We start from the raw sequence: 11,594 nt of genomic DNA on the forward strand, positions 1-11,594 counted from the left end.
TAGGTCCCAAGGGTTGGGCTGTTCGCCCATTAAAGCGGCACGCGAGCTGGGTTTAGAACGTCGTGAGACAGTTCGGTCTCTATCCGCCGCGCGCGTAAGAAACTTGAGGAAACCTGTCCCTAGTACGAGAGGACCGGGACGGACGAACCTCTGGTGTGCCAGTTGTCCTACCAAGGGCACCGCTGGTTAGCTACGTTCGGAAGGGATAACCGCTGAAAGCATCTAAGCGGGAAGCCTGTTCCAAGATGAGGTTTCTCACCCTCTTAGCAGGGGTAAGGCCCCCCACAGACCATGGGGTAGATAGGCCAGAACTGGAAGCCCGGTAACGGGTGCAGGTGACTGGTACTAATCGGCCGAGGACTTACAACCAAAACATGTAAAAACTGTTTCGCATCCACTGTGCAATATCTGAAACAACACACACATCTCAAAAAAAGATAAATAGGCCAGAGACGTGTGTACTGGTTTCATAAAGTTACGGCGGCTATAGCGGAGGGGAAACGCCCGGCCCCATTCCGAACCCGGAAGCTAAGCCCTCCAGCGCCAATGGTACTGCACCCTAATCAGTGTGGGAGAGTAGGACACCGCCGAACACAACTCGCGAGCGCCTCGCGTCTGACATCGAAAGATGTTGGGCGCGGGGCGTTTTTGCTGTTTCTGGACGCCGTTGCGGATCGGCGCCGATGCTTCTTTAAGCCGGAATTGAGGCTGGCCTCCTACATCAAAACTGGGTCAAACGACCCACTGGCGGTTCCGGCGCCTACACTTCTGGCCATGTCCTACACCGAAGATCCGCGCCCTGTTCTGAGTATTGCCGGGATGACCCGCAGACAATTGTTGGGCGCGGCGGTGGCAGGGGCGGTCGGTGTCTCCGTCGGAGCCACTGTTCTCGGAGCCGGGACATCGAACGCGGGAATGAACCCCGATGAGCTTCTCGACGTTGTCATCGTCGGCGGCGGTCTGTCGGGTCTTGCAGCTGCGAGATCTGTTGCAAGAGCCGGAAAGTCGGTGCGGGTTCTCGAGGCCCGCGAACGCGCCGGCGGACGTGTTCACAACATCACCACACCGAAACTAGGTGTCACCCTCGATGCCGGAGCGGAGTTCGTGGGTCCGACACAGACCCATATTGCCGCGTTGGCACGGGAGTACGGTGTGGTTTCAGTGCCCACCTACAACGAGGGCGACAGCGTCTTTTGGAACAGCGGCCGGCGATCCACCATGCCGAGTGCGCTGGGAGTGCCGATCGACCCGGCCAGTCCTGAGGCGGCGTTCGCTCTCGCCCAGCTTGAGGTGCAAGGTCTGCTCCGATTCCCGGTCGGTGAACCATGGAAGCACCCTGATGCGTCCTACCTGGACTCGATCACCTGGAAGCAATGGCTGGAAGCACGGTCGATGTCTCCGACCGCGAGGATGCTGCTCTCCCTCGCCTGTTCTGCGGCATTGTCGGTCGAAGCAGACGAGGTGTCGGCGCTGTACTTCTTCAATTACGTTGCGGCAGCAGGAGACGAAGCCAACCCCGGTAGCCTCGTCCGACTGCTGAGTACCTTCGGTGGTGCCCAGGAGCGGCTCTTTGTCGGCGGTGCTGCGCTGATCCCTCTTCGGATGGCCGCAGCGCTGGGTGATCGCATGGTGTACAACGCCGCAGTCCGTCACATCTCATGGTCCGATGGATTCGCGACCGTACAGAGTGACGCGGGCGCGTTGCGGGCGAGGAAGGTCATCGTTGCCATGTCGCCCGCGATAACGGGTCGCATCCAGTTCAGCCCTGGGCTGCCGGCAGACCGTACCGGTTTGCAGGACGGCTATCGGATGGGTGCCATCAGCAAGTTCGCCGCCGTGTACGCCGAGCCGTTCTGGCGTGCGAAGGGATTGTCGGGTCAGGTCATCGGAAACGGCGACCCGATCGACGTCTGCTTCGAGAACTACGCCGAAGGCAACCACGTCCTTATGGGGTTCATCTCGGCCGACGCGATGCGGCGATTGGACAACGCGCCGCAGGAGCAGCTGGTCGACGAGTGCATCAAGAACTTTGTCGATTATTTCGGTCCAGAGGCCCGGAACCATCTGGATCACGGCGTTTTCAAGTGGGACCTCGAAACCTGGTCGCAAGGCGGCCCGGTGGCCGTCAGCAGACCCGGAACGCTGACACGGTATGGCAGTTCCTTGCGAGCGCCCGTGGGCCCGGTCCACTGGGCTGGTACGGAGACCTCCGACTACTGGACCGGGTACATGGACGGCGCAGTGAGGTCCGGGGAACGTGCCGCTCGTGAGGTCATCGCGGCTCTGTAGAAGGCGCGCGACCGGCAATTCGTCGCGGAGGGCCCTCAGCGACTACCCTGGCGTGCGGCCGATCGGCCATCAACAGGCAACTACATAGCGTGAATCCATCGATTCGGCGGCCCGTCCGCTGCGGTGAGATCGTGACGAAGAGGCAGACGTGAACGACAGAATGAACCGTGGCAGTGGCGGAAACACCGGCGGTAGTGGACGTGGCAATCAACCCGGTGGCCGGTCATCCGACCGTCAGGGGGGATCGAATCGCTCGGGCTCAGATCGCGGACGCAACTTCCGCAACGACTCGGATGCACGCCGCGGAACCGGCTCGGCCAACCGGCCGCCCGAACCGCTCATTCCTGAAGACGTGGTGCCCCAGGATCTGGATACCGCTGTACGCCGCGACCTGCTGAGTCTCGACCGCACCAATGCCGACACCGTGTCGCGGCACCTCATCATGACGTTCCGGTTGCTCGACGAGGATCCACAGCTCGCCCTGGAACACGCACGCGCTGCGCGTCGTCGCGCCGGCCGGATCGCGATGGTCAGGGAGGCAGCCGGGCTCGCGGCCTACAACGCCCAGGAATGGGCGGAGGCGCTGTCCGAACTGCGCGCGGCCCGCCGGATGTCTGGTGGGAACGCCCTGCTGCCCATGATCGCCGACTGCGAGCGTGGACTGGGGCGGCCCGAGCGTGCAATCGATGTCGCCAGAAGCGAAGAAGCCCGGGCACTCACCGGCGAGGAGGCTGCCGAGATGCGCATCGTGGAGTCGGGCGCACGCCTCGATCTCGGCGACTTCGACAAGGCCATCGTCACCCTGCAGACCAAAGACCTCGACCCATCGCGGGTCGGTACCGAGGCCGCGCGCTACTTCTACGCCTATGCGGCGGCATTGCTGGCCGCGGGCCGTCGTGACGAGGCGATCACCTGGTTCATGAACGCCGCCGCCGCCGACGACGACGATGCGACCGACGCCGAGGAGCGGCTCATGGAGCTGAGCAATCCCGAGGGCGTCGACACCGAGTTCGAAGAAGGTGGATTCTCCGGCGAGGACGAGTCCTCCACACCGACAGCACTGGCCCAGTCCGCTCCGACAACCCGGTCGGTTCCTGTAAATGCCGAGCCTGTTCAGGCGCCCGCTCCCGTTGTCCCGAAACTCGTCCCGGCTGAGCCCGCCGAGCCGGGTGCGCGCCTGCGCGACGGCTATGACGTCCTGCTCCTGGATCTCGACGGCACCGTCTACGCCGGAAAGAATGAGATCCCCGGCGCAAGAGAAGCATTGGACCTCGGCGACCAGCGCAACTTCTACGTCACGAACAACGCCAGCCGGTCTCCCGACGATGTCGCCGCGCACCTGCGCGATCTCGGTTTCGTCGCGGAACCCGACGAGGTCGTCACCAGTGCTCAGACCGCCGCTCGACTGCTCGCCGAACAGTTGCCGATGGGCTCGCGGGTCCTGGTCGTGGGAACCGACGCACTCGTCCACGAGATCCGATCTGCAGGCCTGGGGGTGACACGGAGCGCCGACGATCGTCCGGCCGCTGTTGTACAAGGACATTCGCCGGATACCGACTGGTCCAATCTTTCCGAGGCTGCCCTGGCGATCCGGGCGGGTGCCCGCTGGGTTGCTTGCAACGTCGACGCCACGCTTCCGACCGACCGCGGACTCCTCGTCGGCAACGGTTCGATGGTGGCTGCCGTGGCGAACGCAACCGGGCAGCAACCGCAGGTCGCCGGAAAGCCTGCGGCACCGCTGATGATCGATGCGGTCAACCGCAGCGGTTCCAAGACGCCGCTGGTGGTCGGCGACCGCCTCGACACCGACATCGAAGGCGCCAACGCCATCGAGGCGGACAGCCTGCTTGTCCTCACTGGGGTCAGCACCGCCGTTGATGCCCTGAATGCTCCGGAGGCGCAGCGCCCGACGTTCGTGTCGGCGGATCTCAGCGGACTCAACGCCGCGGCGGACGATGTTGTCGTCGGCCCTCGCCCCGGCTGGCACGTCAGCGTCCTGGACGGCACCTTGACCGTGGTCGCTCAAGACGGTGCGGACGCGAGCGCGGTTCTCTACGCGGTGCTCCATGCCGCGTGGTCACAGGAGCCGCGCGCCAGCTGGACCGTGGAGGCCGCCGAAGAAGAAGCGCAAGCTGCTCTGATGGGTGCCGGTCTCCTGAGCTGAGCGGGGAGCGGTCAGCTCCGAGAGAATTCGGATGCGGCCGTGATCTGTTCGTCGCTCGGGCGCACACCGGTGTACAGGACGAATTGCTCGGCCGCTTGCAGGGCGATCACCTGTGCGCCGGTGATGGTGGGTCGGTTGTCGAATGCCGCGATGAGTGGGGTGCGCGACGGCATCGCGACCACATCGAACGCGGCCTGTGCTGCCTCGACAACCTCGGTGGGGAAGGGCAGGCCATGAGCGTCGGGGCCGCCTGCCATGCCGATCGGGGTGGCATTGACCAGCAACTGTGGGCGGTCCGCGCCGAGGTCGGGTTGCCAGGTGAAGCCATATTGTTCTGCCAGCGCGGAACCGGCTTCACGGTTGCGGGCCACCACGACGGTGTTCTGGTATCCCTCATCGCGGAGAGCGGCGACCACCGCTTTGGCCATCCCTCCGCTACCGGCGATCGCTACTGCGTAGTCCTTCGGTATCGCGCTGTCGCGCAACAGATTTGCGGCTGCCTGATAGTCGGTGTTGTAGGCATGGAGGACACCGTCCTCGTTGACGATCGTGTTGACCGACGCGATGGCCTCGGCCGAATCATGCATCACGTCGACCAACTCGATGACTTTTTCCTTGAAGGGCATCGAGATTCCGGCACCGCGAATGCCGAGGGCTCGTAGACCTCCGATGGCAGCGGGCAGATCGGTTGTCGTGAACGCCTTGTAGACGAAGTCGAGCCCGATCTCGTTGTACAGATAGTTGTGAAATTTGGTGCCGATGTTGCTCGGCCGCCCCGACAGGGAGATACACAATTGTGTCTCACGGCGGAGGACACGGGCATCAGGTGCGTGGGACGGCGATCCGTCGATGGTGGACGTCATCACTCGACGCTAACAATCGACTAGCCTTGGCAGGCGATGAACCATCCCCGCCCCGGCCCCATCCCCGGCCCCATCCCAGGTCCCAGGCCCGGCCCCAGACCTGGGCCGGCTCCTGTCGAACCTGCATCCAACGTCGACCTCGGTGAGATCCGGGAGCGGGTGGCAGACCTGCTCGAGCAGGCCGATCAAGTCGCGGCCGGTGACGACGCCGAAGGTATGGGTCTGAACCAGCTCGCCCGGCAGGCGGAGCTGCTGGACAGAGCGCACACGGTACTCACCGAAGCCCTCGAAAAGGTCGATCGTGTCTGAGTGCCGTTCTCATGGCGCGTAGAGCCCGGCTGGACGCCGAGCTGGTCAGGCGAGGTGAAGCGCGCTCTCGTGAGCACGCGCGAGCACTCATCGAAGCCGGCCGCGTCAAGGTCAACGGAACGGTCGCCTCCAAGCCGGCCACCAATGTCGACCTCGGTGCCCCGATAGTCGTAGCCGACTCCGACGACGAAGGCTGGGCCTCACGGGGCGCCCACAAGCTCCTGGGTGCACTGGACGCCTTCGAACCGCTCGGACTATCGGTAGCGGGCAAACGTTGCCTGGATGCCGGTGCGTCCACCGGCGGCTTCACCGATGTGTTGCTGCGCCGCGGAGCTGGCGATGTGGTTGCGGTCGACGTCGGGTACGGCCAGCTCATCTGGCGGATACAGAACGATCCGCGCGTCGACGTCCGTGACCGCACCAACGTTCGGAGCCTGTCCGCCGAGCAGATCGGCGGTCCGGTGGAGGTTGTCGTCGCCGACTTGTCGTTCATCTCCCTTAACCTGGTGCTCACAGCGTTCGCCGACTGCGCTCAGGAGGGAGCGGACCTGCTTCCGATGGTCAAACCGCAGTTCGAGGTCGGCAAAGACCGGGTGGGATCAGGGGGAGTCGTGCGAGATCGGGCTCTACGTACAGAAGCGGTGACTGCCGTCGCCGAGACAGCAGCGGAGCATGGGCTTCGCACGCTCGGTGCGGTTGCCAGCCCGCTGCCAGGACCGTCGGGCAATGTTGAATACTTCCTGTGGCTGCGAAAAGAGTCGACTGCAGCGGGCGCGTCGGAACCGGTGACGGTGGACGACGAGGTACGTGCGGCGATAGCCCAGGCAATCGAGGAAGGGCCCCAGTGACAGACCACAACGACGCCGCACCGGCGGCATCGGGACGTGAGTTCTTGGTGGTCGCCCACACCGGACGCGACAACGTCCACGAGACCATGGCCGTGATCGCCAAACGATGCGCCGAGGCGAACGTCGGGCTGCGGGTGATCGACCACGACACCATGCCCAACCACCCTGGGCCCCAATATCTCGGCACGGTCTATCCACTCGATCCCGCCGAACTCCGCGAGATCGGCGCCGATGTCGCGGTCACCGCCGGCGACGAGCAGTCCGCGGCGGGTTGTGAGGTGATCATCGTGCTCGGCGGCGACGGCACGTTCCTGCGAGCTGCCGAACTCGCCCACCCCGTCGGGGCACCGGTACTCGGGATCAATCTCGGGCACATAGGTTTTCTGGCCGAGGCGGAGGCCAACCGGGTCGATGAAGTGATCGGCAAGCTGATTCGCCGCGATTATGAGATCGAAGAACGGATGACGTTGGACGTCTGCGTCCACGTCGACGGTGAAGTGATCGCGAAGAGCTGGGCCCTGAACGAGGCGAGCATCCAGAACCTTTCGCGGCAGGGAGTTTTGGAGTTGATCACCGAGGTCGACGGCCGACCGGTCTCGGCGTTCGGGGCGGATGGCATCTTGGTGTCCACGCCGACCGGATCGACGGCCTACGCGTTTTCCGCGGGCGGACCCGTGATGTGGCCGGATCTCGAGGCGATCTTGCTGGTGCCGTCGAATGCGCACGCACTCTTCGCCCGGCCGATGATCACCAGCCCCCAGTCTCGGGTCGCGGTAGAGGTACTGGCCCGTGGGCAGGATGCGCTCTTGTCGTGCGACGGTCGCCGCAACATCGACGTTCCGGCGGGAGGTCGGATCGAGGTCGTTCGTGGTGAGCGACCTGTGCATTGGGTGCGCATCGATTCGGACCCGTTCGCCGATCGTCTGGTCCGTAAGTTCCAGCTACCGGTCACCGGGTGGCGGGGGAGGCAGCTGTAGTGCTCGAAGAGATCTCGATCAGTGGCCTCGGTGTCATCGACAAGGCCGGTGCCGAGTTCCACGAGGGTTTGACCGTGCTGACCGGTGAGACGGGTGCGGGCAAGACGATGGTTGTCACCAGCCTGCATCTGTTGTCGGGTGCCAGGGCCGATGCGGGGCGCGTGCGATCTGGGCAGGCACGTGCGGTTGTCGAAGGCAGGTTCCGGGCGACGGGCCCGGACGCAGCGGAGGTGCTCGACTCGTCAGGGGCTGAGCTCGACGAGGACGGCACCGTCATCGCCGTCCGCACCGTCAACGCCGACGGCCGCTCGCGGGCACATCTGGGTGGACGGTCGGTCCCGGTCGGGCTGCTGGGGCAGTTCACCAGCGGACAGCTCGCCATTCACGGGCAGAACGACCAGTTGCGGCTCCTGCGGGCCGAGCACCAGCGCGACGCACTCGATCGGTTCGCTGCCGAGGGGGTCACCAAACCGCTCAAGGCCTATCGCGAGGCGCGTGAACGGTGGATCACCCTCGCCGACCAGCTACGCGATCGACAGGCCAATTCGCGGGAGATCGCCCAGGAAGCAGACCGATTGCGGTTCGGACTCGACGAGATCGACAAGGTCGCCCCGCAACCGCGGGAAGACGAAGAGATCGCCACGACCGTCCGTCAGCTCAGTGATCTGGAGACCATCCGCAACGCTGCGGTGACCGCACTGGACGTGGTGACGGGCGCAGGTTCGGAGATCGACGCGGGGACCGGATCGTCGGTACTCGACGGGTTGGGTGCAGTCCGGACAACGCTGGCAGCAATCAACGACGACACCCTGCGGACCCTGTTGCCGCGCGTCGAAGAAGCGTTGACCGTGGTCGGTGACATCGGGGAAGAGCTCAGTTCGTTCGTCTCCGGTCTGCCCACCGACGCTGCCGAACTCGAGCAGTTGCTCCAACGGCAGGCCGAACTCAAGTCGCTGGTCCGCAAGTACGCACCGGACATCGACGGCGTCATCGGATGGGCCGAGGCCGCCCGGTCGCGGCTGGCCGAGATCGGCGACTCGTCGGAGTCGCTCGACGAGCTCGCCGCCCGGGTGTCCGCCGCGAGAGACGACGTCGCCGCCGCGGCGGTCAAGTTGACCAAGGTGAGGGTCAAGGCGGCCAAATCGCTTGCCAGCAAGGTCAGTTCAGAGCTGTCCGGGTTGGCGATGGGGGATGCGCAACTAGAGGTCTCGGTGGCATCCGACGTGGCCACCGACGGCGATCGCCGGTCCATCGAGGTCTCCGGACAGCAGGTGCATGCCGGATCACATGGTGTGGACAGAGTGGAGTTCGGCCTGAGCGCACACGCGGGCGCGCCTGCTCGTCCCATCGCGAAGTCGGCATCCGGCGGTGAACTGTCGCGGGTGATGCTGGCACTCGAAGTGGTGCTGGCAGGTCAGGGCAGAGGATCGACGATGGTGTTCGACGAGGTCGATGCCGGCGTCGGTGGGCGAGCAGCGGTGGAGATCGGCCGCAGGCTGGCGCGACTTGCCCGAGCCCATCAGGTCATCGTCGTCACGCATCTCCCGCAGGTCGCGGCATTTGCCGACAATCATCTGCTGATCGGCAAGCAGACCAGTGCGCAATCGCGCGGCGGAAAGGCCGGCCGGGTCACCAGCTCGGTCGAGGTGCTCGACCGCGACGAACGCATCGCCGAACTGGCTCGCATGCTTGCCGGTCTCGGTGACTCGGACACCGGGCGTGCTCATGCCGAGGAACTGCTCGGCACCGCCGAGCAGGAGAAGACCTCATTCGCAGAATGACACCATTGTTACTCGTGTGACAAAAGTGGCGTGTGTTACGGCGCGCCTCCGCCAAAACTGTCGAGTAGTGGTTCAGTGTTTCTCGCATGAAGATGCCTGCCCTGCTGTCGCGCACAACCGAAACTCTGCCTGGGATCAGCGGTATCGCCAGGATCGACAAGAACACCAAACGATTGCTCTCGAGAGTCGGCCCCGGGGACATCGTGATCCTCGACGAGGTCGACCTCGATCGCGTCACCGCGGACGCCCTGGTGGCCGCCGACGTGGTGGCGGTGGTCAATGCCTCGCCGTCCATCTCCGGTCGGTTCCCCAACCTCGGTCCCGAGCTGCTGGCGGCTTCCGGCATCACCCTCATCGACGACGTGGGCGTCGAGGTGTTCAAGCGCATCAAGGATGGCGCGAAGATCCGGATCGACGAAGGCGGGCTCTACAGTGGTGAGCGCCGGCTCGCCAAGGGCACCGAGCTGGGCGAGCGCGAGATCGCGGACCTGATGATCGATGCCAAGACAGGCCTGGTCGATCATCTGGAGGCGTTCTCCGGCAACACGATCGAGTTCATCCGCAGCGAGTCACCGTTGATCATCGACGGAGTGGGCGTGCCGGATGTCGACATCCGCATCGAGGGTCGCCACGTCGTGGTGGTCGCGGACGGGCCCGACCACGTCGCGGACCTCAAACGCCTCAAGCCGTTCATCAAGGAATACCAGCCGCTCATGGTGGGTGTCGAAGGTGGCGCCGACACGTTGATGGAGATGGGTTACCGTCCTGATCTGGTGGTCGGCGACCCCGAAGGTATGAAGTCCGCAACGCTCAAATCGGGCGCGCAGGTGGTGCTTCCGGCCGACCCCGACGGACATGCCCCCGGACTCGAGCGCATTCAGGACCTCGGTATCGGGGCCATGACCTTCCCTGCGGCGGGATCGGCCGCTGACTTGGCGCTTCTGCTTGTCAACCACCACGAAGCGGCTCTCATCGTCACCGTCGGCCACGCGGCATCGATCGACGAGTTCTTCGACCGCAGCCTGCGGGAATCGAACCCGTCCACGTTCCTGACGCGACTCAAGGTCGGTCCCAAGCTGGTCGACTCGAAAGCTGTTGCCACCCTGTATCGCTCACGGGTCTCCGGCGCGGCGGTGGCCCTGCTGATCCTTGCCGCTCTGACGGCGTTGATCGTTGCGGTACTGATGTCGAGCGCCGGCACCGAGGTGATCGACTGGGCAGCAGATCAGTGGGACCGGCTGGCCGACTGGGTCACCCGGGTCTGGAATGAGTGACGCCTCACCTCGGTCCAGTGCCCGCAAGGCAACGTCGAACCCGCTGCCGGCGATGATTGACACGATGTGTCCGCGGTACCGCCCCGAACTCGGGTGCGGCACTTCGGGGAGAAAGAGGGATTTGTGATTTCGCTTCGCCAGCATGCCATTTCGCTGGTCGCGGTGTTCCTGGCACTGGCTGTGGGTGTGGTGTTGGGCTCTGGTTTCGTCGCCGACACCTTCGGGTCGTCCAGCGATGCGCAGGATGAACGTGAGCAGCAACTGCGAGACGAGAACCAGCAACTCAGCAGTAATCTCAACGCGGCGAACAGTTTTGACGCCGCGATCGCGGGCCGGTTGCTCGGCGGGAGTCTCAAGGACCGCCCTGTGCTCATCGTCACCACTCCGAACGCCGATGAGGGCGACATCGCGGCCGTCAAAGACAACTTGAACAAGTCCGGTGCGATCTTCAACGGCCAGCTGGCTTTGACAGAGGCGTTCATCAGTGACCAGAATGCCGAAAAGATGCGGTCGATCATCGACCAGTCCATTCCGCCCGGCAGTGAACTCCGGACCGAACTGACAGACTCCGGCGGGCGCGCCGGTGATCTTCTCGGGCTGCTGCTGAACTTGTCGCCGGAGGACGCCGAACCGCAGGTCTCGTCGAGCGACACCACCGCCGGTCTGGCCGCGCTCAAGCAGGGCGGTTTCGTCGACTACGCCAACGGCGCGGTGAAGCCCGCCCAATTGTCGATTGTTGTGACAGGCAACAAGTTCGCGGACGACTCCGGAGCGCGCGGACAGGTGATCGGGCGCTTCGCCGTGGCGTTCGCCCAGCGGGGATCGGGCACCGTCCTGGTCGGACGAACGGGGTCGGCAGAAGGCTCCTCGCCCATCGCCGTGGTCCGGGCCGATCCATCGCTCAACTCGAAGATCTCGACCGTCGACAACGTCGATCAGGCCACAGGACGCATCACCACAGTGCTGGCCCTCACCGACGAGCTCGGCAACAAGCAGGGAGCATTCGGCACCGGCCCAGGCGCCACCGCCATCGCCCCGGAATGACAGACGCTCTATGAACGCTCGCCACCGCGGTCGGGATACCGGTGG

9 protein-coding genes and 2 rRNA genes are annotated in these 11,594 nt (G+C 64.6%); 10 read left to right on the top strand and 1 reads right to left on the bottom strand.

Features of this window, described 5'->3' with window-relative positions:
• From CSW57_RS06805 to CSW57_RS06820, 4 genes are all read left to right on the top strand, one after another.
• Positions 1 to 370: ribosomal RNA gene (locus CSW57_RS06805) — 23S ribosomal RNA — on the top strand; the annotation flags it as partial.
• 106 nt (positions 371 to 476) lie between these two features.
• Positions 477 to 593, top strand: a 5S ribosomal RNA gene (gene rrf, locus CSW57_RS06810).
• A 181-nt stretch (positions 594 to 774) separates the two neighbouring features.
• Positions 775 to 2,289 carry a flavin monoamine oxidase family protein gene (locus tag CSW57_RS06815; RefSeq protein WP_189339165.1) on the top strand — a complete coding sequence of 505 codons (1,515 nt, stop codon included), beginning with the start codon at positions 775 to 777 and terminating at the stop codon, positions 2,287 to 2,289.
• Between the two features lie 160 nt (positions 2,290 to 2,449).
• Positions 2,450 to 4,453 carry an HAD-IIA family hydrolase gene (locus CSW57_RS06820; protein WP_099382127.1) on the top strand — a complete coding sequence of 668 codons (2,004 nt, stop codon included), beginning with the start codon at positions 2,450 to 2,452 and terminating at the stop codon, positions 4,451 to 4,453.
• An 11-nt stretch (positions 4,454 to 4,464) separates the two neighbouring features.
• Here the strand turns inward: CSW57_RS06820 and CSW57_RS06825 are convergent, their stop codons facing one another.
• On the bottom strand, positions 4,465 to 5,316 hold the full coding sequence (locus CSW57_RS06825) for a shikimate 5-dehydrogenase (RefSeq protein WP_099382128.1): 852 nt from the start codon (positions 5,314 to 5,316) through the stop codon (positions 4,465 to 4,467).
• Positions 5,317 to 5,352: 36 nt separating this feature from the next.
• On the opposite strand from CSW57_RS06825, the gene CSW57_RS06830 reads away from it, so the two are divergent.
• The 6 genes from CSW57_RS06830 (at position 5,353) to CSW57_RS06855 (ending at position 11,549) form a co-directional block, all read left to right on the top strand.
• Positions 5,353 to 5,625, top strand: coding sequence for a hypothetical protein (locus tag CSW57_RS06830; protein WP_223249092.1), 273 nt, complete (start codon positions 5,353 to 5,355; stop codon positions 5,623 to 5,625).
• An 11-nt stretch (positions 5,626 to 5,636) separates the two neighbouring features.
• Positions 5,637 to 6,473 (top strand): TlyA family RNA methyltransferase, encoded by an 837-nt coding sequence (locus CSW57_RS06835; RefSeq protein WP_099382129.1) that lies wholly within the window; start codon positions 5,637 to 5,639, stop codon positions 6,471 to 6,473.
• A complete protein-coding gene (locus CSW57_RS06840) occupies positions 6,470 to 7,450 on the top strand; it encodes an NAD kinase (protein ID WP_099382130.1) in 981 nt (326 codons plus the stop codon). The genes CSW57_RS06835 and CSW57_RS06840 overlap by 4 nt, the downstream gene beginning before the upstream one ends.
• Positions 7,450 to 9,231: a DNA repair protein RecN gene (gene recN, locus CSW57_RS06845; RefSeq protein WP_099382131.1), complete on the top strand. Its 1,782-nt coding sequence runs from the start codon at positions 7,450 to 7,452 to the stop codon at positions 9,229 to 9,231. The genes CSW57_RS06840 and recN overlap by 1 nt, the downstream gene beginning before the upstream one ends.
• Positions 9,232 to 9,317: 86 nt before the next feature.
• Entirely contained in the window at positions 9,318 to 10,505 is a 1,188-nt protein-coding gene (gene steA / locus CSW57_RS06850) for a putative cytokinetic ring protein SteA (protein ID WP_023957939.1), read from the top strand.
• A 123-nt stretch (positions 10,506 to 10,628) separates the two neighbouring features.
• The gene (locus CSW57_RS06855) at positions 10,629 to 11,549 is read left to right on the top strand and encodes a copper transporter (protein ID WP_099382424.1); all 921 of its coding nucleotides are present in this window, start codon (positions 10,629 to 10,631) and stop codon (positions 11,547 to 11,549) included.
• Positions 11,550 to 11,594 lie beyond the last annotated feature (45 nt).

It is taken from the genome of Williamsia muralis (assembly GCF_002735905.1).
In the GTDB taxonomy this organism is placed as follows: domain Bacteria; phylum Actinomycetota; class Actinomycetes; order Mycobacteriales; family Mycobacteriaceae; genus Williamsia; species Williamsia muralis_A.